Origin of the sequence: Pantoea sp. Ep11b, from assembly GCF_040783975.1 — a bacterium.
In the GTDB taxonomy this organism is placed as follows: Bacteria; Pseudomonadota; Gammaproteobacteria; order Enterobacterales; family Enterobacteriaceae; genus Pantoea.
This window is the reverse complement of the sequence record NZ_CP160631.1, coordinates 2,389,008-2,413,734: the sequence shown is the minus strand read 5'-3', so window position 1 is coordinate 2,413,734 and position 24,727 is coordinate 2,389,008. Positions and strand designations below refer to the sequence as shown.

Here is a 24,727-nt window from a genome sequence, read left to right as displayed (position 1 = left end):
TTAATTCAGCTGGTTATCCCGGCTTGCAGTGCCAGGTTTCACGCCGCAGCACTGTCTGAGTAAGGTACGTCACTATTATGTCATCTCCCGAAATCTCCCCACTGGACGCACTCCGGGCGCAGCTCGACGGCCTGATGCTGAGCGATCGTCAGCGTCTGCAGCGCCGTCTGCAGGGTGCCAGAAAAGTTAAAAATCCGCAGGCACAGCAGGGCATTGCCCGGGAGCTGGAGCAGGAAATTATTGCCGCCGGGCAGCGGGTGGCCCAGCGGCGTGCCGCCACGCCAGCCATTACGTTTCCTGACAACCTGCCGGTAAGCCAGAAGCAGCAGGATATTGCTGAGGCGATTCGCAATCACCAGGTGGTGATTGTGGCCGGTGAAACCGGCTCGGGTAAAACCACTCAGCTGCCCAAAATCTGTCTGGCACTGGGGCGTGGCGTCACTGGACTGATCGGTCATACGCAGCCGCGTCGTCTGGCAGCGCGGACCGTGGCGAACCGCATTGCCGATGAACTGGGCACCTCGCTGGGTGGCTGTGTCGGCTATAAAGTGCGCTTCAACGACCAGGTCAGCGATCTGACGCAGGTTAAGCTGATGACCGACGGTATCCTGCTGGCCGAGATCCAGCAGGATCGCCTGCTGATGCAGTATGACACCATCATCATCGATGAGGCGCACGAGCGCAGCCTGAATATCGACTTCCTGCTCGGCTATCTGCGTGAGCTGTTACCACGCCGTCCCGATCTGAAAGTCATCATCACCTCCGCCACCATCGATCCACAGCGATTCTCGCGTCACTTTAACCATGCGCCGGTGATCGAAGTCTCCGGCCGGACCTATCCGGTCGAGGTGCGCTACCGGCCGGTGGTCGACGAGGCGGATGAGGGCGATCGTGACCAGTTACAGGCGATTTTCGATGCGGTGGATGAGCTGGGGCGCGAGAGCCATGGCGACATCCTGATCTTTATGAGCGGCGAGCGCGAAATCCGCGACACCGCCGACGCGCTTAACAAGCGCGATCTGCCGCACACCGAGGTGCTGCCGCTCTATGCCCGCCTGTCGAACGCCGAACAGAACCGGGTCTTTCAGTCGCACAGCGGCCGCCGTATTGTGCTGGCGACCAACGTCGCCGAGACCTCGCTGACGGTGCCCGGCATCAAATATGTGATCGACCCCGGCACGGCCCGTATCAGCCGCTACAGCTTCCGCACCAAGGTGCAGCGCCTGCCGATTGAACCGATCTCCCAGGCCTCCGCCAACCAGCGAAAAGGGCGCTGTGGTCGTGTTTCAGACGGGATCTGCATCCGTCTCTACGCGGAAGATGATTTCCTGAGTCGTCCGGCGTTTACCGATCCGGAAATTCTGCGCACCAACCTGGCGTCGGTGATCCTGCAGATGACCGCGCTGGGGCTGGGCGATATCGCGGCCTTCCCGTTTGTGGAAGCACCCGACAAGCGCAACATTCAGGATGGTGTCCGTCTGCTGGAAGAGCTGGGCGCGCTGACGCTCAACGAAGAGACCGGTCACTATAAGCTCACCGGCTCCGGGCGTCAGCTGTCGCAGTTGCCGGTCGATCCCCGGCTGGCGCGGATGGTGCTGGAAGCGCAGAAATATGGCTGTGTGCGCGAAGTGATGATCATCACCGCAGGCCTGTCGATTCAGGATCCGCGCGAGCGTCCGGCCGAGAAGAAGCAGGCATCCGATGAGAAGCATCGCCGCTTTGCCGATAAAGATTCCGACTTTATGGCCTATGTGAACCTCTGGAACTATCTGGCGGAGCAGCAGAAAGCGCTGTCCGGCAATCTCTTCCGTCGTCAGTGCAAAAGTGACTTCCTGAACTACCTGCGCGTCAGGGAGTGGCAGGATATCTACACGCAGCTGCGTCAGGTGGTGCGTGAGCTGGGGATCCCGGTAAACAGCGAACCGGCCGAACTGCAGCAGGTGCACTGCGCGCTGCTGAGCGGGCTGCTGTCGCATATCGGCCAGAAAGACAGCGACAGACAGGAGTATACCGGCGCGCGCAATACCCGTTTCGCCATCTTCCCCGGTTCCGGGCTCTTTAAGAAGCCGCCAAAGTGGACGATGGTGGCGGAGCTGGTGGAGACCAGCCGCCTGTGGGGCCGGACTGCGGGCCGGATCGAGCCGGAGTGGATCGAGCCGCTGGCGCAGCATCTGATCAAACGCAGCTACAGCGAGCCGCACTGGGAGAAATCGCAGGGCGCGGTGATGGCCTCCGAAAAGGTCACGCTTTACGGGCTGCCGATTGTTGCCGCCCGTAAGGTGAACTATGGCCGTATCGATCCGGTGCTGAGCCGTGAACTCTTTATCCGTCACGCGCTGGTGGAGGGCGACTGGCAGACCCGTCACGCCTTCTTCCGGGCCAACCAGAAACTGCGCAGCGAAGTGGAGGATCTGGAGCACAAATCCCGTCGTCGCGACATTCTGGTCGACGATGAAACGCTGTTTGCCTTTTACGACCAGCGCATCGGCAAAGAGGTGGTGTCGGCGAAACATTTTGACAGCTGGTGGAAACAGGCCAGCCGTGAAAATGCGCAGCTGCTGAACTTCGACAGAGAGATGCTGATGAAAGAGGGCGCGAACAGCGTCAGCCAGCTCGACTATCCCAACTTCTGGCATCAGGGCAACCTGAAACTGAAGCTGAGCTATCAGTTCGAGCCGGGCGCGGATGCGGATGGCGTGACGGTGCATATTCCGCTGCCGCTGCTGAATCAGGTGGAGGATGCCGGATTTGAGTGGCAGATCCCCGGCATCCGTCGTGAGCTGATTATCGCGCTGATCAAGTCGCTGCCCAAACCGCTGCGCCGTCATATGGTGCCGGCACCTGACTATGCCGAGGCGTTCCTGGGCAGGGTCACGGCGATGGAGATGCCGCTGGTTGATGCGCTGGCGCGCGAGTTTCGCCGCATGACCGGCGTCACGCTGGACCGCGAAGAGTGGCAGTGGGAACAGGTGCCCGATCATCTGAAAATGACCTTCCGGGTGGTGGATGAGCACAATCGCAAACTGCTGGAAGGCAAAGATCTCACCGCGCTCAAGGCTCAGCTGAAAGGCAAAGTGCAGGAAACGCTGTCGAAAGTGGCCGACGATGGCCTGGAGCAGAGCGGGCTGCATATCTGGAGCTTTGGCGAGCTGCCCCGCAGCTACGAGCAGAAGCGCGGCAGTTATCAGGTCAAAGCCTGGCCGGCGCTGGTGGATGAGAAAGAGAGCGTGGCGATCCGCCTGTTTGACAGCGAGCAGGAGCAGCAGAAGATGATGTGGCGCGGCCAGCGTCGGCTGCTGCTGCTGAATGTGCCGTCGCCGGTGAAATATCTGCACGAAAAGCTGCCCAACAAAGCCAAGCTCGGCCTCTACTTCAATCCCTATGGCAAAGTGCTGGAGCTGATCGACGACTGCATCGCCTGTGGCATCGACAAGCTGATGGCGGAGGCGGGCGGTCCGGCCTGGGATCAGGCCACTTTCGAGCAGCTGCGTGACAAAGTGCGCGGCGAACTCAATGAGACCGTGGTCACCATCGCCAGTCAGGTCGAGCAGATCCTGACAGCCGTCTTCAACATCAACAAGCGTCTCAAGGGGCGGGTCGATATGACGATGGCGCTGGCGCTCTCTGATATCAAGGCGCAGATGAGCGGTCTGGTCTATCGCGGCTTTGTCACCGGAAACGGCTGGCAGCGGCTGGCCGATACGCTGCGTTATCTGCACGGCATCGAGCGCCGCCTGGAGAAACTGCCAGCCGATCCGCACAGCGATCGCGCCCGCATGTTAAAAGTGCAGGCGGTGGAGCAGGCTTATCAGGCGTGGCGGAATAAACTGCCGCCGCAGCGCCAGGATGATGAAGAGGTGCAGAACATCCGCTGGATGATCGAGGAGCTGCGCATCAGCTACTTTGCTCAGCAGCTGGGAACACCTTATCCCATCTCGGATAAACGGATCCTGCAGACGATGGACCAGATCGCGAACTAAGAGCGCCGGGGCGCGCGGTTAACAGCGCCCCGGACAGTGCGGTCTGGCTGGCTTACTGCGCGAGCGATTCCAGCTTGTCTTTGAACGAGGTGACGGCAATCGCGCGGTTGTCCGCCAGATAGCGATCTTTTGCAGCCGGCGCTGAACTCTGAACCGCAATTAACTGCCAGCCATTCTCGCTGTTCAGCAGCAGCGGAGAACCGCTGTCGCCCGGCAGCGTGTCGCACTGATGGGAAAGCACGGCGCGCTGCGCCCAGCCGGTGATCAGACAGTTACTGTGGGAGTAGAGCGTATCAAGATGATCGGCCGGATAGCCCGCCTGGGTCACCTTGCGGCCGGTCAGTTTCAGCGCGGCCGTGAGATCGCTGCGTGAACCGTCGAACAGGGGGATTGGCGTAATCGCTGACGGCGGATTGCGCAGTATCACAATGCCGTAATCATAGGGTGCCGCACTGCTCGGTACGATCCAGCCTTCACCATCCGCCTTTAATTTTGACGCCAGCGAGGGTTCAACCCGCGCGTCGATATCATGCAGCTCGTAGCGCCAGCCTTTGTCGCTGGCCATAAAACGCAGCGCCACCGGCTTATCAAATTTACCCGGCGGGGCGAGCAGACAGTGTCCGGCGGTCAGCGCCAGATGCGGAGAGATGAGCGTCGCGGTGCAGAGGTTGCCGCTTTCGGTCTCCAGCTGGCCAATCGCATCCCAGGGTGCTGCGGTAATATCGGTGATAGCCTGACGATGGTCCTTGCCGAAGAACAGCATTTTAATCTCGGCAGGCGTCGGTGAGTCATCGTCATCATCGGCATGAACAGTAGTGGCAAAGCTGAAAAGTCCAACCATTAACAGGGTAGCCAGGCGCATAGAAATCTCAATGGCGAGAAAAGTAACGTTATTGTTATTCCGCAGGTACGGTAACTATAGTCGGTGAGCGTTGAAAAAGGGAGTTTTATTGGTTAATCAGTACGCTACAGCGATCAAATAAAAAAGCTTGCTGCAACAATGCCACACAGGATCATAACCAGCAGAATAATTTCGAAGCGATAGCGACGCACCATTTTTTCCACCTCAGTAAAGAAACACCCGGCAGAACCGGGTGTTTTTAATCATTATCGCGTGGCCGTGCGTGACAGGCGACCTTAGTTTTTAGCAGCTGATTTCACAACTTTTTTGTGGTGCATCTTTTTAGCGGCCTGCGCTTTCTGAGCCGGTTTTACCGCTTTTTTGTGGTGCATTTTTTTAGCAGCCTGCGCTTTCTGTGCAGCTACTTTTTTGTGGTGAACTTTTTTAGCAGCCTGGGCTTTCTGAGCGGCTGGCTGAGTGGCTTTCTTGTGGTGCACTTTTTTAGCAGCCTGCGCTTTCTGTGCAGCCGCTTTCTTGTGGTGAACTTTCTTAGCAGCCTGCGCTTTCTGCGCTGCATCTTTCTTCACTGCTTTTTTGTGGTGTTTCTTAGCAGCCTGGGCTTTCTGCGCAGCTTTATGGTGTTTCTTGTGCGCAGTTTTGTGAACGGTTTTAGCCGGTGCAGCAGCGGTAGTGGTGGTGGTTGTTGCGGCTGGCGCAGCAGCAGCTGGAGCAGCTGTGGTGTCAGCAGCGAAAGCAACAGAAGACATACCCATAGCAGCGGCGACAACCAGTGCAAATAATTTTTTCATTGCAAATCCCTCGAAGACTATTTTTTCATGTGTAGCCCACTGCGGGGCCGGTGAAGAGACTATAGGGAAAGCAATGCGCGGTGTCCGTGGGTGTTTGGTATCGGCGTGTAACCGATTGTACAAAGGGGGGAAGGGGCGGCCGGCAGGCCGCCGTGACACTCAGTTATTCAGGTAACGCTGCTCAAGATGCTGGCGGAAAAACGCCGGGTTCAGCGCTTCACCGGTGGCGTTGATCAGCAGTTGATCGGTGGAGAAACGGCTGCCGTGCTGCCAGATATTCTGTTGCAGCCAGTCGAAGACCGGCTGCAGTTCACCGTGCTGAATCAGCTCGCTGAGCTGCGGAATGGCCTGTTTCACCGCCCGGAACAGCTGTGCGGCGTACATCGCGCCCAGCGTGTAGGTCGGGAAGTAGCCAAAGGCGCCGTCGGTCCAGTGAATGTCCTGCATACAGCCGTCACGGTAGTTCCCGCGGGTGTCCAGCCCCAGCGACTGCATCATCTTCTCATCCCAGAGCGCCGGGATATCCTCAACCTCAATGTCGCCCTCAATCAGCGCCTGCTCGATCTCATAGCGCAGAATGACATGGGCCGGGTAGCTCAGCTCATCGGCGTCAACCCGGATCAGGCCCGGTTCTACACGCTGGGCGAGGCGCACGAAATTATCCGCCTGCAGGGCGGGCTGATCGCCGAAGGTGGCCGTTATCTGCGGCAGAATACGCTGCAGGAATTCACGGCTGCGGCCCAGCTGCATCTCCATAAACAGGCTCTGGGACTCATGGATCGCGGTGGAACGCGCCAGCGCCACCGGCTGACCGCGCCACTGCTGCGGCAGATTCTGCTCATAGCGGGCGTGGCCGGTTTCATGAATCACGCCCATCATGGCGCTGAGAAACTCCGCCTCGTTGTAGCGGGTGGTGATGCGCACATCTTCCGGCACGCCGCCGCAGAAGGGGTGCGCACTGATGTCCAGCCGGCCATGATTAAAGTCGAAGCCCAGCGTCTCCATGATGCTCAGGCCGAGCTGGCGCTGGGCAGGCACCGCGAACGGCCCCTGCGGCACGATCACCTGCTGCTGCGCCTGTTTTTCCACCACCTTCTGCAGCAGGTCGGGCAGCCAGGTTTTCAGTTCGCCAAAGGTCGCATCCAGCCGGGCGCGTGTCATCCCCGGCTCGTAAAGATCCAGCAGCGCGTCGTAGCGCGAAGCGCCGCTGGCGTCGGCACGGCGCTGTGCCTCTTCGCGGCTCAGGCGCACCACCTCTTTGAGGTTGGCGGCGAAACCCTGCCAGTCGTTGGCCGGTCGCTGCGTGCGCCAGGCGTGTTCACAGACTGAACCGGCGATCGACTTCGCTTCAACGAACGTATCGGGCAGCAGGGTCGCCTGCTGGTAAGCCCGCTGCATCTCATTCAGATTGGCGCGCTCGACGTCGTTGAGCGACTCCTGCCCGGCGGCCCGGAGCCATTCCCCGACCTGCGGGGCGGTCAGGATCTGATGCTGCAGAACACTCATTTCGGCCAGGGCTTCCCCCCGTGCCTGACTGCCGCCCGGCGGCATGGTGGTCTGCATGTCACAACCGGCGATAGCGGTGACGTGGCTGAAACGGGAGAGACGCTGAAAGGTCGCGGTAAGGTGCTGATACGCTGAGGTCACGCAGGACTCCTTGTGTTTTATCGCAGCGGAATTTCCCGCAAGGTTAAATCAACCGGCCAGCAAAAGCGAACGCTGGCACCGCCCAGCGGGCTGGCTTCAATCATGACGCTGCCGCCCAGTGCCTGGGCGATCGAGTGGACGATCGCCAGGCCAAGGCCGCAGCCGCCGGTGGCGCGGTCACGGCTGGGATCGAGCCGGACAAAAGGTTCAAACACCCGTTCGCGCTCTTCAGGCGGGATGCCCGGCCCATCGTCTTCCACCTGCAGACAGCCGGTCGGGCCGTCGAACCATAAACTGACGCGCAGCCGCTGCCGGGCATAGCGCAGGGCGTTGTTGACCAGATTATCCAGCACCCGCTCCATCAGGCGGCTATCGGAGACGCCGATGTTTTCGCGCTGCGGCAGGTCCAGATCGAGCCGCATCCCGGGATTGATGGTGCGAAAATCATCCAGCCGCTCACGCAGCCAGCTAGCCAAATCCTGTCTCTTCAGGTTGAGATCGACGCGCGGGCGGTCAAGGCGCGCATAGGTCAGCAGCTCTTCGATCAGGCTCTCCAGCTGGCCGATATCGCGATTCAGCGCCACCCGTTCGTTATCTGTCAGGTTATCGCTCATCTCCAGCCGGTAACGCAGGCGCACCAGCGGAGTGCGCAGCTCATGCGCGATCCCATCGATCAGCTGCTTCTTGCTGGCGACCAGGGTATTGATGTTCTCGGCCATCTGGTTAAACGCGATGCCGAGCCGGAACAGGCTGGAGGTGCTGTCGAAATGGGTACGCACATCCAGCTCGCCGCGGCCAAACCGCTGCGCTGCTTTCTCCAGACGCTGCATCTCCTGCCAGTGAGGCCGCAGCCAGATAAACACCGGCAGCGCCAGCGACATGCCGATAAAGACCAGCAGGGCTATGTCCAGCAGGCGCATCTGATGCAGATAGAAGAGGTAGGGGATCGGCCCGACCGACAACACATAGTGGCTGCGGGGAATATGCTGCAGGAAGGTGTACTGGTCGTCGAGCGCCACAATCTCGCCAGCCCGCAACCGGCGCATATTCCCCTCATCGAGCTGGAATTTGTTCATCGGTTCGATATGCAGATCGAACGATAAACCGAGGTCGAGACTCTTGATGGTCTTGTTCCAGTCGCGTGGCGGGATCTCACGCAGTTCGCTGCGGATCAGATAGAGCGAGCTGGCCATCAGATCGTTCATCGACTGGCGGCCCGCACGTTCTGCGGTGAACTTGTAGACCAGCCCCACCAGCAGCGCCATCACCAGGAAGCAGACGAACAGCAGCAGATAGAACTGAATAAAGAGCTTTCTCATAGTACGCGGGTATCCCAGGCCTGGGGGGCAAACAGATAGCCTTTGTTGCGGATAGTCTTGATGCGGAACGGCTCGGTGGCGCTGTCATGCAGCTTCTTGCGCAGGCGCGAGATCGCAACGTCGATGCTGCGGTCGAGCCCGTCGTAGCTGACACCGCGCAGGGTTTTCAGCAGCGCATCGCGGTTAAGCGTCTGCCCCGCATGGCTGGCGAGCACCCACAGCAGATCAAAATCTGCGGTCGACAGCGCGATCTGCTCATCAAACAGCGTGACCTGACGATTCAGGGCATCGATAGTCAGCGAGCCAAAGCGCAGCATCCGGTTGGCCGCCGGTGCGCTGGGGGTATCCTCCGGCTGGCCCTGGGTTGACTGACGCAGATGCAGGCGCAGGCGGGCCAGCAGCACCGCCGGAGGCGTGGTCTTCAGAATGTAATCCTGGGCACCCATCTCCAGGGCCAGAATATGGTTCATGTCGCTGTCCAGCGAGGTGAGCAACACGATGGGGCCCTGCCAGTTGGCCCGCAGATCCCGACAGATGGTCATGCCATCTTTGCCCGGCAGCATGATATCCAGCATCACCAGATCGGGCTGCTGCTCGGCGATCACCGCCTCAGCGCGATCCCCGCGGGTCTCAACAATCACCTCAATGTCGTGACGACCGAGGTAGGCCGCAATCAGTGAACCCACTTCGGGTTCATCTTCAACATAAACAATTTTGTTCATAGTTCACAAAGCAGAGACAGGGGTGGGCGAAAGCATATCTTTTCCTGGTCCTGAGCTCTACGTTATCGCACGAAATATCCGTGGCTTGCTGGTATATAACCGGCAAAATGTGTAATCATTAGCGCGGCCTTTCTGCGCCAGGTTTGGGATATTGATGATTACCATGAGGAGCGTTAGTGTGTCTGATAAAGAGCTGGCATCAGCCATATACCCCGACCACATCTGCTTCAATTACAGTGACTTTCTCTCCGCTTCCTGCAAAAAACGCTGGAGCTTCGTCGATGCTATTTATGGTGTGATGCCGATATTTGGCATGGTGACACGTAAATCGGCACACCGCTTACAGGGCAGTGACGACCCGTTAAAAGAATTAGCATTACAAATCATTTCTACCCAGGTCAGCGACGAAATCAATATCGCGCGGCTGATTACGCTGGCGGAACAGCAGCGTATCAGCCGCTTCGATATTCAGCTACCGTATCCGCTGTCGGCGGAGCAGCTGGACGCGATTCATCATGAATATGCGAAGCCGCTGAATCTTACACAGCAGGATGACCTGCTGTGCGTCTCGATTCCTCTGCAGTCACACTAAGCCGTCAGCTGCCATACGGCGGGCAGCGTAGCCGCAATCAGTAATCCCATTGCAATCCGCTCCAGCGTGGTCAGCGCAATCTCTGCGCGGCCGCCGCGACGGGCAAACAGAAACAGCAGCAGGCCGGGAGTATAGAGCACCACGGACATCATCAGGTGCAGCGGCCCCGACGCGTAGAGCAGCCAGATGCCATACAGACTCGCGCCGATGCCGGTCGCCAGCGCCAGCGGCTTGCGCTGCCCATAGACGACCCTGATCAGATATAACCCCACCAGCAGATAGGGCACCAGGATCATCTCCGACGCGATGGTGAGCAGGTTGTTGTAGTCGGCCCCGGTCAGCGCAATCAGGATCAGGCAGAACTGGATGCTGCCGTTGGTCAGCCACAGCGAGGCGGCCGGTGCGTTATGGCGGTTCTGACGGGCGATGCTGCGCGGAAAGGCACCCTGCTGCGCTGCGATCAGCGGTACTTCAGCGGCCATAATCGTCCAGCTCAGATAGGCGCCGCACACCGAAATAATCAGGCCCACCGCAATCACCGCATCGCCCCAGTTGCCCATCAGTCGGGTCATTAACCCGGCCATTGAGGGGTTGCGCATCCCGGCCAGCTCCGCGCGTGGCACCACGCCCAGCGACAGCAGTGTGACCAGCAGATAGACCAGCAGGGCGGCCAGCACGGCCAGCAGCGTGGCCCGGCCCACATCCTTTTTCTGACGCGCGCGGGCAGAAACCACCACCGCGCCTTCGACCCCGATAAAGACCCACAGGGTGATCAGCATGGTCTGCTTGATCTGCTCCCACAGCGGCTGCCCCAGCGTAACGCCGGAAAAATCGAAGCGGAAGCGATCATAGTTAAACGCCATCACTGCCAGCACAATAAACAGCAGCAGCGGCACCAGCTTGCCCAGTGTCGCCATCAGGTTGATGCTGGCTGCCGTCTGTACGCCGCGCAGCACCAGCCAGTGAACCAGCCAGAGCAGCACGGAAGCGCCCAGCATGGCCTGCCAGGTATTGCCGTCGCCGAAGATCACCCGGTCCGGCGTGTCGGTGAAGAAGCTCAGGGCGGAGAAAACGATCACCAGATAGGAGACGTTGGCGATCACGGCGCAGAGCCAGTAGCCCCAGGCGGAGCAGAAGCCCATCAGTTCGCCAAATCCGGCACGGGCATAGGTAAAGATCCCGCCGTCCAGATCGGGCTTCAGGCGGGTCAGCAGCAGCATCGCCAGCGACAGAAAAATAATGCCGACGCCGGTGATTAACCAGCCCAGCAGCAGTGCCGCCGGACCTGCCACCGCAGCCATATTTTGCGGCAGGCTGAACACGCCGGCGCCCAGCATCGAGCTGAGCACCAGCGCCGTCAGCGCACCGAGACCTAATTTTTTCTCCAAAACAACCTTCCCGCTAGCATATATGGCTGGGTAATCCGGTTTTCATCACTGAGATATCGCAGCGCAGCCGCAATTGACAGAGACAATGTCCGGTGAAACAGGCGGCAGATTTTACGGAGTGTGGCAGGGGATGGCAATGCGTGACTATGCAAATCAGCGCAGGAATTATGCAAACAGCAGGGCGGCTGACGCCGCCCTGAAAGGATTACTTAAACAGGTCCGCGGTAACGGTCAGGTTGCCGCCACTCTGGTTCTGCCACTGACGGGTGACGTGGTAGAACTTCGCCCCTCTGTCGGCCGCACGCTTCGCCACTTCTTCTGAGACCTCTGTCGGGGTGCCGAAGTGTCCGGTGAAAGTTACGGTATCGAACGGCTGCATCTGCGCGGCCGTAATCGCGTTCACTTCCTGCACGGATTTGCCGTTTGGCAGATTCACCGTGTAGCGCTTGCCGGTAGAGCTTTGCGTTTCGAAGAAACGACCCACTTTACTGCTTGGCGTTTCAGACGAGGCTACGCCAGGGATCTCGACGTTAGCCGCCGCTGCGCCACCGGCTGCCAGCGCGGCTTTACCCGCTTCGGAATCGGCCGGGATGGCGTTCGGGTTCTGCACCACGCGCGCTTTTGCATCGGCTTTATAGACATAAGCCGTCACGTACTGGTTGCCGCCGCTGTTAGCGTCGATCTGGCGAACGATAAAGAAGGAGGCGGCGCCTTTCTGTTTCGCGGCTTTGGAGATCGCGTCGTTAACGTCCGGCTGGCTGGCAAAGAAGCCGCTGACCGAAACGGTATCAAAAGGCTCCAGCCGGTAGGCCTCCGCTTTTGGCAGTTCGTTGACGCCGTTAAAGCGACGGTAGGTTTTAGTGTCTGAGGCTGCCGGGGCATCGGCTTTATAGAGGTCGGCGGTGACGCGCCAGTTGCCGCTGTTGCCGTTGCTGTCGTTAATCCCCTGAATGTAGAAAGAGGCGGCGCCCAGCTGATCTGCACGCTTCGACACCGCATCGGCAGCGTCGCCAATTGCGTTGAAACGGCCGGTGATATTAATACGTTCGAATGGCTTCAACGCGGCCGCTTTTTCTGGCGTTAACTCCTGCGCAGCGAATGCATTGGCTGCCAGCAGGGACAACAGAGTGGACGCCAGAATAGTGTTCTTCAGCTTCATAAAAATAATCCTTCGCCTTACGCAAAAATGAGTACGAAAACGTGCTGGACTCTTGATGTATAACAGATTAGCCGCTGATTATTGCATGTTATAAACAGACTGTCGCAGCGATTTTTTGTCTCACATCGCGTTATTCACTTACCGTTTTTTCATTTGATTGTCATCTGAGTGCGCTAAGGCCATTTCTGCCGGAATTAACCGGTAAAAGCGGTAACGATTAGCAGTTTTTCAGTTAATGCATTGTTAAATAAAGGTTTTTAATAACGCCTTGTCCGCCCGCAGGCCATCATCTCTGGCAGAAAATCTGCCTGCGATACGATTTTGTAGTGGGATAACGCCGGTTTTTGAGCGCAATACTGAATAATCAGGCGAATGTTACGACGCGGCCTGGCGACGGTAGATCGCCTGTCACATTTTCAGTAGGTTATAAACACTTTGAAACAGAGGCGTTGCGTTCGTCAGCCGGGTCAGCGATCCCGCTGCGCGGGCGCGGTGCCGATTCGGGCCATCATCCTTTAACCGATGAAAGGAAACACTATGTTAATTGGAATACCCAAGGAAAGGTTGCCAAACGAGTCGCGCGTGGCCGCCACGCCAAAGACCGTCGAACAACTGATCAGGCTGGGTTTCAGCGTCACGCTTGAGCATGACGCCGGTAAACGCGCCAGCTTCGATGATGAAAGCTATCTCGCCGCCGGTGCCACACTCAGCGACAGAGAGCAGGTCTGGCAGTCCGATATCGTGCTGAAGGTCAATGCGCCGGATGATGAAGAGATCGCACTGACCCGCGCGGGCAGCACACTGGTCAGCTTTATCTGGCCCGCGCAGAATCCGGCCCTGCTGGAGAAGCTGGCTGCGCGTCAGGTCACGGTGATGGCGATGGATTCAGTGCCGCGTATCTCGCGGGCGCAGTCGCTGGATGCCCTGAGTTCCATGGCGAATATCGCCGGTTATCGCGCCATCGTCGAGGCGGCCCATGAGTTTGGCCGCTTCTTTACCGGCCAGATCACGGCGGCCGGTAAAGTGCCGCCGGCAAAAGTGATGGTCATCGGGGCCGGTGTGGCCGGTCTGGCTGCGATTGGCGCGGCGGGCAGCCTGGGGGCGATTGTCCGCGCATTCGACACCCGTCCGGAGGTCAAAGAGCAGGTGCAGAGTATGGGCGCCGAATTCCTCGAACTCGATTTTGAAGAGGAGGCGGGCAGCGGTGACGGTTATGCCAGAGTCATGTCGGAGGCCTTTATCCGGGCTGAGATGGCGCTGTTTGCCAGCCAGGCGAAAGAGGTGGATATTATCGTCACCACGGCGCTGATCCCCGGTAAACCAGCCCCGGAACTGATCACCGCAGAGATGGTCGCCAGCATGAAGCCGGGCAGTGTCATTGTGGATCTGGCCGCGCAGACCGGCGGCAACTGCGCGCTGACCGTCGCCGATCAGGTGACCGTGACCCCGAACGGCGTCAAGATCATCGGTTACACCGATCTGCCCAGCCGTCTGCCGACCCAGTCTTCCCAGCTCTACGGCACCAACCTGGTCAACCTGCTTAAGCTGCTGTGTAAAGAGAAGCCGGGCGAGGTTCATATCGATTTCGATGATGTGGTCGTGCGCGGTGTCACGGTGGTTCGTGAAGGCGAAATCACCTGGCCGGCTCCGCCCATTCAGGTCTCGGCCGCCCCTCAGACCAAAGCGGCAGCCGTGAAGCCCTCAGCGCCGGTTGAAACCCGGCCCGCGTCGCCGTGGCGCAACTCTCTGCTGATGGCGCTGGCCATTGTACTGTTTGGCTGGATGGCGAGCGTCGCGCCTGCGGAATTCCTCTCGCACTTCACCGTGTTCGCACTCGCCTGTGTGGTGGGCTACTACGTGGTCTGGAACGTCAGTCATGCACTCCATACGCCGCTGATGTCGGTGACCAATGCCATCTCCGGCATCATCGTTATCGGGGCGGTTTTACAGATGGGCCACGGTGGCTGGGTCACCTTTATCGCCTTTATTGCCGTGCTGATTGCCAGCATCAATATCTTTGGTGGCTTTACCGTCACCCAGCGCATGCTGAAAATGTTTCGTAAGGGGTAAACCATGTCTGGCGGATTAGTCACTGCAGCCTATATTGTGGCTGCAATTCTGTTCATCTGTAGTCTCGCGGGCCTCTCGCGTCATGAGACCTCTAAGCGTGGCAATATTTTCGGTATCAGTGGTATGGCGATTGCGCTGGTCGCCACCATCTTTGGCCCGGACAGCAGCCATGTCGTCTGGATCCTGCTGGCGATGGTGATCGGTGGCGCGATTGGTATTCGTCTGGCAAAAAAAGTTGAAATGACCGAAATGCCGGAGCTGGTGGCGATTCTGCACAGCTTTGTGGGTCTGGCTGCGGTACTGGTGGGCATCAACAGCTACATTGAGCACGCGCCCGGCCTGCCTGCCGTGATGGAAAATATCCACCTCAGCGAGGTCTTTATCGGGATCTTTATCGGTGCCGTCACCTTCACCGGCTCGCTGGTGGCCTTCGGCAAACTGTGTGGCAGGGTCTCCTCACGGCCGCTGGCACTGCCTCATCGTCATAAGCTGAATCTGCTGGCGCTGGTCGTCTCATTCCTGCTGCTGCTGTGGTTTGTCAATACCGGCAGCAGCGCAGCGCAGGTCTTTGCGCTGCTGCTGATGACGGTGATTGCGCTGGCGTTTGGCTGGCATCTGGTCGCCTCGATCGGTGGCGCGGATATGCCGGTCGTGGTCTCAATGCTCAACTCCTACTCGGGCTGGGCGGCCGCGGCGGCCGGTTTCATGCTCAGCAACGATCTGCTGATTGTGACAGGTGCGCTGGTCGGCTCATCCGGTGCCATCCTCTCCTATATCATGTGTAAAGCGATGAACCGCTCGTTTATCAGCGTGATCGCCGGTGGCTTTGGCACCGACGTGAGCAGCGGCGATGATACGCAGGAAGCGGGGGAGTATCGCGAGATTACCGCTGAAGAGACCGCCGGGATGCTCAAGGCGTCTGGTTCGGTGATTATCACGCCGGGATACGGCATGGCGGTGGCGCAGGCGCAGTATCCGGTGGCGGAGATCACCGCCCGGCTGCGGGCGCTGGGCATCAACGTGCGTTTTGGGATCCATCCGGTGGCAGGGCGTCTGCCGGGGCACATGAACGTACTGCTGGCCGAAGCGAAGGTGCCGTATGACGTGGTGCTGGAGATGGATGAGATCAACGATGACTTCAGCAACACCGACACCGTGCTGGTGATCGGCGCGAACGACACCGTGAACCCGGCCGCACAGGACGATCCCCGCAGTCCGATAGCCGGTATGCCGGTGCTGGAAGTGTGGAAGGCGCAGAATGTGGTGGTGTTTAAGCGGTCGATGAATACCGGCTATGCCGGGGTGCAGAACCCGCTCTTCTTCAAAGAGAACAGTCAGATGCTGTTTGGCGATGCCAAAGCCAGCGTGGAAGCGATTCTCAAAGCACTGTAATAAAAAAGGGCGGCTCACCGGCCGCCCGTTTTCTTATAAGGAGGCGTTAATCCTCCTCATCCTCTTCATCATCCAGATCAACAGGTGATTTGAAATCGTCGGGCTTCAGCGCCAGCAGATCGCAGCGCAGATGGTCGATGACCTGCTCCGCCGTATTACCCAGAAACGCCGCTGAAAGACCGGTGCGTCCGATGGTGCCGAGCACGACCACGCCCGCCCCCAGATGCGCCGCCAGGTCGGGGATCACCTCTTCCGGCAGGCCCTTCGCAACGTGGGTAAACTCTTCCCCGATAGAAAACTTCTGCCGCAGCGCCTTCATGGCCACCAGATGCTGGCCACGGATAGCGTCGTTGTAGACGCTGGGATCGAAATCGGGCAATTCAATCGCGATATTGATAGGGGTAATCGGATAGGCGCCGACCAGATGTACTTCGGTCTGATTCACCTTTCCCGCCAGCTTCACCGTTTCCCGAATCAGCTTCTGATTCAGGCTGTCATGATGGGGCTCTTCGCTGGCCAGGTTAACCGCGACAATCGCCTTGCCGCCTTCCGGCCACGGCTGGTCTTTCACCATCCAGACCGGGCAGGGGCATTTACGCAGCAGATGCCAGTCGGTCGGGGTAAAAATCACTGACTCCAGGCGGTCGTGCTGATGCGCCATTTTCAGTACCAGATCATGCTTATGGGCGAGCACTTCCTGGATAATGGCTTCATAAGGACGGTTGTGCCAGATCACTTTGATGTCGATATCGACGCCGGCATCCAGGTAGGCGTGAGCCTGTTCGCGTATCCATTCGGTACGCTGGCTGATTACGCCCTGGCGCATCGAGGCGCGTTCATCCGGTGAAAGCAGGGTGGTCATCTCATACGAGAAGTCATAAATAGGCAGGAATGCTTTAATTCTTCCGCCAATCCGCTGATTGAGATAAACCGCACGCCGCAGCGCAGGCTGATCGTCTTGCTGGGGATCGATGGCGACCAGAATATTTTGGTATTGAGACATGAGGCATTCTCCTTAAACCCGGGCGTTGGAATAAAGATAGCCTATGTTTCACAGCGGAAGAAGTGAAAAAGTTACTGCCGGATCAACAAAATAAGAATTATTGATCCGGCGGCGGATCAGGCGGCCTGATGGCTCTGACCGGCTAACTCTTCCAGCAGGGCGTGGTTTTCGATGGTGATATACTTGCCTTTCACTGCCAGCATGCCGGACTTCTGGAAACGCCCCAGCAGACGGCTGATGGTTTCGACCGTCAGGCCCAGATAATTACCGATGTCGCCACGGGTCATGGTGAGGCGGAACTCGCGCTGTGAGAAGCCACGCTGGCCAAAACGGCGCGAAAGATTCCAGATAAACGCCGCCAGACGCTCTTCGGCATTTTTCTTCGACAGCAGCAGGATCATATCCTGATCGCCTTTGATTTCGCCGCTCATCAGCCGCATCATCTGCTGACGCAGAGCCGGCATCTTGCCCGACAGGTCATCCAGCGTTTCAAACGGTATTTCACAGACCATGGCTGTTTCCAGCGCCTGCGCAAAGCTGGGGTGGCTGGAACCCATGATGGCGTCAAAGCCCACCAGGTCGCCCGCCAGGTGAAAACCGGTTATCTGCTCATCACCCTGTTCGGTAATGGTGTAGCTTTTAATGGTGCCTGAGCGAATCGCATAGAGAGACTTCAGTTCATCCCCGGCTTTAAAGAGCGTTTGCCCTTTCTGAATCGGTTTCTTACGCTCAATGATATTGTCGAGCTGATCCAGCTCATGTTCATTTAAGGTGAAGGGGATGCAGAGCTGACTGATGCTGCAATCCTGGCAGTGAATGGCACAACCGCCTGACTGAATACGACGAATGCTGCGTTTTTCAGGGATCATAATAGTTTGCTCGACGATTATTGACTGGGGTCAATTTTACCATTTTTTGCGCTCAAGGGAACTCATCCGAGCAGCTTTACACCCACAAAGATCAGGGTCGTATTGGCTGGCGCGGAAGCCCGCTGCAGCGGGCTTTCCTGGCACGCGCTCGGCGTCGCTGTCACGAAAACTTTCCGCTTTTGTGATCTGCTCCACGGTTCTGCCGCGCGAAATTTGGGCAAAACAGCGGGGTGGCCCGGTGATTGCAGATTTTGCTACGCTAACGTCATAAGCCTGATTTACCCGCTCCATCAATTTTAACTAGGTGTGAGAAAACCATGAACCTTGATGATAACGATCTCTTTCGGGATGCCATGGGTGATGTCACGCCGTTAAAGGACACCACGTCCACCTTATGGCTCAAATCGCCCTCCACGAAAGCGCCGCGTCATCCGCCCGGTGAGTCGGAACAGGAAAACTTCCTGACCCGGGGCTATCTGGAGATCGTGCCGCTCAATACGCCGCTGGAGTACAAGGCCGATGGCATTCAGCAGGGCATTCTGGATAAGCTGCGCAGAGGGGAATACGCGCTGGATGCGAGCCTGAACCTGCTGCGTCAGCCGGTGGAGGCCTGCCGCCAGGCGCTGTTTAATTTCATGATGCAGGCGCACAAGCAGGGATTGAGGAATTTGCTGATCATTCATGGCAAAGGCCGTGATGATGAGTCGCACGCTAATATCGTGCGCAGCTATCTGGCGCGCTGGTTACCGCAGTTTGATGACGTACAGACGTTCTGCGTGGCACAGACCCAGCACGGTGGTGGTGGCGCGCTCTACGTGGGCTTACGAAAAACCGATAAAGCGCGGCTGGAAAACCGCGAGCGGCATGCGAAACGCAGCCGCTAGCTGTGAAATTTGCGGATAGTCGACATTAAAACCTCGGCGCTCAGGCTCAGTTCTGCGCCGGTGCGGGTAATAATCCCGACCGGTTCACCCGGACCGGAAGAGTTGATCGGCAGGGCGCAGACGGCATTGTGGCTGAGGTCCTCTTTAATCGCGCCGGAAGGAACAAACCAGATATAGTCGTAGCGGAGCGCGAGCTGGCGCGCCAGCGAGGTCGATGAGGTTTCGATGCAGTGAGGCGGCAGGGAGCAGCCCTGTTCATCCAGCATCTGCTGCGCGATACGGCGCGGCGCGGTGCCTTCGGGTGAAATCACTACCGGCCACTGCATGGCGCGGGATAGAGTGACGTTGTCACTTAATAGCGGGTGTTCCGGCCTGACCACCAGTTTCAGGGACTCCAGAAACAGCAGTTCATAGGTGAGCCCGGTCATCATGTCGCTGTCGGCCATCCGGCCAATGCCGATATCAAACTCGCCCGCACGCAGGCCAGCCAGCAGGACGTTGTTATGCAGCGTCGCCACCTGGATGGTGGTGTTGGGCTGCAGCTGATGAAAACGGTCCAGGATACGCGGCAGCATACCCATCGCCGCCGTGGTCAGGGCGCCCAGCCGGATGATCACCGGGGCGTCACCGGGCTGTTCATTGAAACTCTGTCCGGCATGATTCAGGGCGTCGAGAACCCGGACGGCGTGAGTCAGAAACTGTTCGCCCATGGTCGTCAGCTGTGCACCCAGCCGGCCACGCTCAAACAGACGCACGCCGGTCAGCTCTTCCAGCTCGTTCAGGGTTTTAGAGAGCGCAGGCTGGCTCAGGCTCAGCGTCTCTGCCGCCCGGCCCAGGGTACCCTGTTGCGCAACGGCAACAAAGGTATGCAGATGGCGCAAGCGAATGCGCTGATTGAAAAGGATATTTTTTTCCATAGGCTCAACTTAATGAGAATTGCTGTCTTCAGGCAACAGTTTAAAATGAATTCTGTTAACTTTGCTGCAAAATAATTTTAACAAACAGGGCGGCGACAGGCGGATTCGACGTTAACCTGCTGAAAGAAAACCGTTCATCTTAAAAATGCCTGAACGAAAGCACTCTCTGCCGGGCCGATATCAAGGACTTAGCGCGCTCAACCAGCATCATTCTCTCCTTTCTGCAAAAAAACTGACCGCTTAAGGTTAACGATCGGCTATCATTAGCGCCGTTTTTTTTACTTAAACTGATGTCGGATTCGTTACTCCCGTGGAGTGTTCATTGACCAGCGTCGAGGCGGTAGATATCCGCCAGCTTATCAATCAGCCGGGGCTCAGCCGCTGGCAAAAGCGACTTATCGCACTCTGTTTTATCGTGGTGGCGCTCGATGGCATGGACATTGCGATTATGGGATTCATTGCGCCTGCGCTGAAAGCCGCGTGGGGCGTCTCCAACCATCAGCTCGGGCTGGTGATCAGCGCGGCGCTGATCGGGCTGGCGCTGGGAGCGATGGTGGCGGGGCCGCTGGCTGACCGCTATGGCCGTCGCCTGATGATCCTCTTCAGCGTCCTCTTTTTTGGACTCTGGACGCTGGCTACCGCGCTGTCGCAGAACATCGAGCAGATGATGCTGTTCCGTTTTCTGACCGGGCTGGGGCTGGGTGCCGCGATGCCCAACGTCGGCACGCTGGTGGCGGAGTATGCACCTGAGCGCCGCCGCGCCTTTATCATCACGGTGGTGTTCTGCGGCTTTACCTTCGGGGCCGCCAGCGGCGGTTTTGCTGCCTCCTGGCTGCTGCCGCGCTATGACTGGCACTCGGTGCTGCTGCTCGGCGGTATTCTGCCGCTGCTGGTGCTGCCGCTGCTGATCCGTGGCCTGCCGGAATCGGTGCGCTTTCTGATCAGCCGTGGCGCACCCGCAGCCCGCATTCACGCCATCCTCGACCGGATGATGCCGGGCAAAACCCCGCCTGACTGCGCGTTTCATGCCCCGGAAGCCACCTCGCCGGACAGCGGCGCGGTCGGCACCGTGCTCTCGCGCCGCTACCTGTTCGGCAGCACTATGCTGTGGGGCGGCTACTTTATGGGCCTGTTCCTGGTCTATCTGATTGGCAGCTGGTTGCCCTCGCTGGTCAACACACTGGGTATGTCGGTCACTGAAGCCGCCATTGTCACCGCGATGTATCAGGCTGGCGGAACCCTGGGCTCGCTGTTTGCAGGCTGGCTGATGGACCGGTTCAACGCTAACCTGGCGCTGGCTGCCATCTATGGCTGCGGCGGGCTGTTTATCGTGGCGCTTGGCTTCTCCCCGGCGGAAGCTGGCATAATGAGCGCCATCGCCTTTTGCAGCGGCTTCTGCTTCAACGGGGCCAATACCGGCATGAACGCCTTATCCGCCAGCTACTATCCGACGCATGCCCGCGCCACCGGCTCAAGCTGGATGCATGGCGTGGGGCGCGTCGGCGCGATCCTCAGCGCCTTTGTGGGAGCCGAAATGCTCTCTCTGGGCTGGTCGTTCAGCGTTATCTTCCTGCTGCTGGCGATACCGGCTGTGATCACCAGCCTGATGCTGCTGTTAAAAAATCGCTTCGGCTTTAAGCCGATCACAGATTCGTGATTTTTTCCGCTGTCGCCAGCGCGTTGCATTACAGTAGCAGCAACGCTCACGGTGTCAGGTGGATAAGATGGACAAGTTTCTCAGTGCGGATGCGATCCGCACCCGTTTTTCTCAGGCGATGTCTGCGATGTATCAGCAGGAGGTGCCGCAGTACGGCACGCTGATGCAGCTGGTCGCGACCGTTAACGATCGCGCGCTGGAAGCCGACAGCGCGCTCAGGGATCGTCTTGCGGCGGCGGATGAGATTGACCGGCTCAGCATTGAACGCCACGGTGCCATCCGCGTGGGCACGGCGGCTGAACTCGCCACGCTGCGGCAGCTGTTTGCGGTGATGGGCATGTATCCGGTCGGTTATTACGATCTCTCGCAGGCGGGCGTGCCGGTGCACTCGACCGCGTTCCGGCCGGTGGATGATGCGGCGCTGCGGCGCAATCCTTTCCGGGTTTTTACCTCGCTGCTGCGCCCGGAACTGATCGACGATGAGCCGCTGCGTGAAAAGGCCGCAGAGATCCTCGCGGCGCGCGACATCTTCACCCCCCGTTGCCGGGCGCTACTGGACCTCCATGCGCAGCAGGGCGGGCTGACCGAAGAGCAGGCCGGTGAGTTTGTCACCGAAGCGCTGGAAACCTTCCGCTGGCATGCGCACAGCAGCGTTGACAGCCAGACCTATCAGGCGCTGAACCAGCAGCATCGGCTGATCGCCGATGTCGTCTGTTTTCCCGGCTGCCACATCAACCATCTCACGCCACGCACGCTGGACATCGACCGCGTACAGCAGCTGATGCCGTCGCGCGGCATCGATCCCAAAACCCTCATTGAAGGCCCGCCGCGTCGTCAGGTGCCGATCCTGCTGCGGCAGACCAGCTTTAAAGCCCTGGAGGAGCCGATCATCTTCCGCGATGGTCATCAGGGCACCCACACGGCCCGCTTCGGGGAGATAGAGCAGCGCGGCGTGGCGCTGACGCCACAGGGACGCGCGCTCTACGATCGACTCCTCAGCGAGGCGGGCAGCGGCCAGGATAATCAGCAGCATCAGCAGCATCTGGCGGAGATTTTCCGTGACTTTCCTGACGACGAAACGACGCTGCGTCAGCAGGGGCTGGCCTGGTTCCGCTATCGCCTGAGTGAAAAGGGCATGGCGATGCCGCCCGCCCAGGGTGAGTCGCTGGAAACGCTGATCGCAGCCGGGCGCATAGTGGCCGAACCGCAGACCTACGAAGATTTTCTGCCCGTCAGCGCCGCGGGCATTTTCCAGTCCAATCTGGGCGATCGGGCGCAGATCCGTTCCGCGGGTCAGGCGAGCCGCCAGACGTTCGAGACGGCGCTGGGGTGTGCCGTGCTGGATGAGATGGCGTTGTATGAAGCGCGTCAGCAGCGGTCGCTGGCCCAGTGTGGATTACGCCCTGCCTGAGATGTTTACCGGGCAACAATTCCGTTGCCCGGCAGCTTCCCGCAGCCTCCGTTTCCCTGGCTGGCCCTGAAACCGGAAAAAAAGGGGACAAATCGCCTGCCCGCCGGGAACATTAAAACGTGTTAACCGATCGCGCAGATTCCTCTGCGTGACCATCCTGAATCGTTAAAAAGATAACGGCTTAGCGGCGGGGCATCACACTGCTCAGGCGGTTCGTGTAGCACCTCCGCCATCGACCCGGCCAGAAAATGATAACCCGTGCTTAACTCATCGCCTCAACAGATGCGCGTGATCGGTTGACGATTGTGTTCATGCCTGCCCCTTACGCTTCGGTATATTCTGCAAATCCCCTCCGCGCATGGACAATGCTGGCGGGCCTGCAAATAATGGAGGAACGTCTGAACAGGGAAACAGGAATGAAAAACGAAACAGGTCTGAGGATCATGACGGCTGAGGGTGAGTTACGTGGATGCAGGGACGATGACCTTTTCGTATTCAAAGGCATACCTTATGCAGCCCCCCCGGAGGGCGCACTGCGCTGGCGTCCGCCACAGCCGGTCACGCCCTGGCAGGGTGTGCGTGATGCCACCGCATTCAGCGCCTCCTGCTGGCAGAACCGGACTTACTGTGAGGCCGTCGGCGGAGGCGATCCCGGTGAATTCAGCGAAGATGCGCTCTACCTGAATGTCTGGACGCCCGATGTCGAGCCATCCAGACCGCTGCCGGTAATGGTGTGGCTGCACGGCGGCGGGTTTACTATCGGCGCGGGCGGACTGGCCCCCTACAGCGGCAAGCCGCTGGCGTCACGCGGTGCGGTGGTGGTGACGCTCAACTATCGGCTGGGCCACCTGGGGTTCTTCTCACATCCCGCGCTGGATGCGGAATATCCGGCGGGCGGCATGGTGAACAATTTTGGTCTGCTGGACCAGATAGCCGCGCTGCAGTGGGTGCAACGCAACATTCCGTCTTTTGGCGGCGACCGTCGCAACGTCACGCTTTTTGGCGAATCGTCCGGTGCCCGCAGTGTGCTGTCACTCTGCTGTTCTCCGCTGGCGGAAGGACTGTTCCATAAAGGTATTGTGCAGAGCGCCTACAGCCTGCCGGACACGCCGCTGAAAAAAGCGCGTCAGCAGGGTGTGGCGGTAGCCCGTCATCTCGGCCTGCCGCCGGATTCCAGCGCGGCTGATCTGCGTGCGCTGCCAGCCGATGCTTTCTGGCCGCTGGAGGGGGCGCTGTCGATCCCGCCCGTGCCTATCGCCGGGGATGCCGTGCTGCCCGAACCGATGCTGCGCACTTTTCTGACGGCAAAACAGCATCGTCTGCCGCTGATGGCGGGCAGCAACAGCGATGAAGCCAGCGTGCTGGACTATTTCGGCGTGGATGCCACCGCCGTGCTGCAGCAGTTACGCGATAAAAACCGTCTTCTCTACCGGACGCTGAAATGGATGTACGATATCCATGACGATCGGTTACTGGGTCGCGCCGTGGCACGCGACATGGCGTTCAGCCTTATGCCGTGGCTGGTCATGCGGGCGCAGCATCAGGTGGGAATGCCGGGCTGGCGCTACTGGTTTGATTACGTCTCAGAACATGCCCGCGACCTCTATCTGCACGGCACCTGGCACGGCAATGAAGTGCCCTATGCGTTGAATACGCTGAGCCAGATGACCCGAACCGGCGACGGGCGACCCTTCAGCGAGGGCGATCAAGCCTTTGCCGGACGGGTCAGTGAATACTGGCTTAACTTTGCCCGCGACGCGACAGAATACAAGCATCAGCTGGCAGGGGAGATCATCTGGCCGGCATGGCATCCCGGTGAAGACGTGACAATGTCACTGGGGGAGGAAGGCGAGAACAGCATCGCGCTGAAAAGGAACTTTATGCGCGCCCGTATGCGGTTGTTCCGGTTATTCATGAGTCGTATGGTGAAGCTTTGAGTACAGGCAGATGATTAGCCTGCTAACCATGAAATCGCATGAATGAAATTTTTCTACTTTAAAAAGCTTAATATGATGAATTGATGCGTTTTTTATCCGCGAGCCCGATACCGACGCTGAAAAATTTCAG

18 protein-coding genes are annotated in these 24,727 nt (G+C 58.8%); 8 read left to right on the top strand and 10 right to left on the bottom strand.

Translation table 11 applies throughout. The features are described 5' to 3' along the window. The first annotated feature begins 77 nt into the window (after nucleotides 1–77). Nucleotides 78–3,980 carry an ATP-dependent RNA helicase HrpA gene (gene hrpA / locus AB1748_RS11410; RefSeq protein ID WP_367395512.1) on the top strand — a complete coding sequence of 1,301 codons (3,903 nt, stop codon included), beginning with the start codon at nucleotides 78–80 and terminating at the stop codon, nucleotides 3,978–3,980. A gap of 52 nt (nucleotides 3,981–4,032) precedes the next feature. Here the strand turns inward: hrpA and AB1748_RS11405 are convergent, their stop codons facing one another. The 5 genes from AB1748_RS11405 to rstA form a co-directional block, all read right to left on the bottom strand. Then, nucleotides 4,033–4,842, bottom strand: coding sequence for a serine protease (locus AB1748_RS11405; RefSeq protein WP_111139500.1), 810 nt, complete (start codon nucleotides 4,840–4,842; stop codon nucleotides 4,033–4,035). A 275-nt stretch (nucleotides 4,843–5,117) separates the two neighbouring features. Next, nucleotides 5,118–5,630: an acid resistance repetitive basic protein Asr gene (gene asr, locus AB1748_RS11400; protein ID WP_111139501.1), complete on the bottom strand. Its 513-nt coding sequence runs from the start codon at nucleotides 5,628–5,630 to the stop codon at nucleotides 5,118–5,120. Nucleotides 5,631–5,789: 159 nt separating this feature from the next. After that, on the bottom strand, nucleotides 5,790–7,277 hold the full coding sequence (locus AB1748_RS11395; protein WP_111139502.1) for a carboxypeptidase M32: 1,488 nt from the start codon (nucleotides 7,275–7,277) through the stop codon (nucleotides 5,790–5,792). A gap of 17 nt (nucleotides 7,278–7,294) precedes the next feature. Then, nucleotides 7,295–8,596, bottom strand: coding sequence for a two-component system sensor histidine kinase RstB (rstB, locus tag AB1748_RS11390; RefSeq protein ID WP_367395511.1), 1,302 nt, complete (start codon nucleotides 8,594–8,596; stop codon nucleotides 7,295–7,297). Continuing rightward, the gene (rstA, locus tag AB1748_RS11385; protein WP_111139504.1) at nucleotides 8,593–9,318 is read right to left on the bottom strand and encodes a two-component system response regulator RstA; all 726 of its coding nucleotides are present in this window, start codon (nucleotides 9,316–9,318) and stop codon (nucleotides 8,593–8,595) included. The genes rstB and rstA overlap by 4 nt, the downstream gene beginning before the upstream one ends. Nucleotides 9,319–9,496: 178 nt before the next feature. Here rstA and AB1748_RS11380 point away from each other — a divergent pair, with 178 nt between their 5' ends. Continuing rightward, nucleotides 9,497–9,910 carry a hypothetical protein gene (locus AB1748_RS11380; RefSeq protein ID WP_367395510.1) on the top strand — a complete coding sequence of 138 codons (414 nt, stop codon included), beginning with the start codon at nucleotides 9,497–9,499 and terminating at the stop codon, nucleotides 9,908–9,910. Here AB1748_RS11380 and AB1748_RS11375 read toward each other — a convergent pair. Both AB1748_RS11375 and ydgH read right to left on the bottom strand, forming a co-directional pair. After that, nucleotides 9,907–11,298 carry a basic amino acid/polyamine antiporter gene (locus AB1748_RS11375; protein ID WP_293770169.1) on the bottom strand — a complete coding sequence of 464 codons (1,392 nt, stop codon included), beginning with the start codon at nucleotides 11,296–11,298 and terminating at the stop codon, nucleotides 9,907–9,909. The genes AB1748_RS11380 and AB1748_RS11375 overlap by 4 nt on opposite strands. Before the next feature lie 205 nt (nucleotides 11,299–11,503). Then, nucleotides 11,504–12,457 carry a DUF1471 family protein YdgH gene (gene ydgH, locus AB1748_RS11370; RefSeq protein ID WP_293770166.1) on the bottom strand — a complete coding sequence of 318 codons (954 nt, stop codon included), beginning with the start codon at nucleotides 12,455–12,457 and terminating at the stop codon, nucleotides 11,504–11,506. A 537-nt stretch (nucleotides 12,458–12,994) separates the two neighbouring features. Here ydgH and pntA point away from each other — a divergent pair. Both pntA and pntB read left to right on the top strand, forming a co-directional pair. After that, nucleotides 12,995–14,527, top strand: a complete 1,533-nt coding sequence (pntA, locus tag AB1748_RS11365) for a Re/Si-specific NAD(P)(+) transhydrogenase subunit alpha (RefSeq protein ID WP_367395509.1) — start codon at nucleotides 12,995–12,997, stop codon at nucleotides 14,525–14,527. 3 nt (nucleotides 14,528–14,530) lie between these two features. Continuing rightward, nucleotides 14,531–15,919 carry a Re/Si-specific NAD(P)(+) transhydrogenase subunit beta gene (pntB, locus tag AB1748_RS11360; protein WP_111139509.1) on the top strand — a complete coding sequence of 463 codons (1,389 nt, stop codon included), beginning with the start codon at nucleotides 14,531–14,533 and terminating at the stop codon, nucleotides 15,917–15,919. Nucleotides 15,920–15,965: 46 nt separating this feature from the next. On the opposite strand, the gene uspE is transcribed toward pntB, so the two are convergent. Beyond that, nucleotides 15,966–16,922, bottom strand: coding sequence for a universal stress protein UspE (gene uspE / locus AB1748_RS11355; protein ID WP_367395508.1), 957 nt, complete (start codon nucleotides 16,920–16,922; stop codon nucleotides 15,966–15,968). A 116-nt stretch (nucleotides 16,923–17,038) separates the two neighbouring features. Further along, complete coding sequence (locus tag AB1748_RS11350; RefSeq protein ID WP_010244686.1) at nucleotides 17,039–17,791, bottom strand: FNR family transcription factor; 753 nt, start codon at nucleotides 17,789–17,791, stop codon at nucleotides 17,039–17,041. A 317-nt stretch (nucleotides 17,792–18,108) separates the two neighbouring features. Here AB1748_RS11350 and smrA point away from each other — a divergent pair, with 317 nt between their 5' ends. Further along, a complete protein-coding gene (smrA, locus tag AB1748_RS11345; protein ID WP_111141299.1) occupies nucleotides 18,109–18,675 on the top strand; it encodes a DNA endonuclease SmrA in 567 nt (188 codons plus the stop codon). Here the strand turns inward: smrA and AB1748_RS11340 are convergent. Then, a complete protein-coding gene (locus AB1748_RS11340) occupies nucleotides 18,672–19,592 on the bottom strand; it encodes a LysR substrate-binding domain-containing protein (RefSeq protein ID WP_111141298.1) in 921 nt (306 codons plus the stop codon). The genes smrA and AB1748_RS11340 overlap by 4 nt on opposite strands. Nucleotides 19,593–19,914: 322 nt before the next feature. On the opposite strand from AB1748_RS11340, the gene AB1748_RS11335 reads away from it, so the two are divergent. The 3 genes from AB1748_RS11335 to AB1748_RS11325 all read left to right on the top strand — a co-directional run bounded on the left by AB1748_RS11335 (nucleotide 19,915) and on the right by AB1748_RS11325 (nucleotide 24,597). Then, complete coding sequence (locus tag AB1748_RS11335) at nucleotides 19,915–21,249, top strand: MFS transporter (RefSeq protein ID WP_367395507.1); 1,335 nt, start codon at nucleotides 19,915–19,917, stop codon at nucleotides 21,247–21,249. Between the two features lie 67 nt (nucleotides 21,250–21,316). After that, complete coding sequence (locus AB1748_RS11330) at nucleotides 21,317–22,660, top strand: VOC family protein (RefSeq protein ID WP_111141296.1); 1,344 nt, start codon at nucleotides 21,317–21,319, stop codon at nucleotides 22,658–22,660. A gap of 416 nt (nucleotides 22,661–23,076) precedes the next feature. Next, nucleotides 23,077–24,597, top strand: coding sequence for a carboxylesterase/lipase family protein (locus AB1748_RS11325; RefSeq protein WP_367395506.1), 1,521 nt, complete (start codon nucleotides 23,077–23,079; stop codon nucleotides 24,595–24,597). Nucleotides 24,598–24,727: the final 130 nt, after the last annotated feature.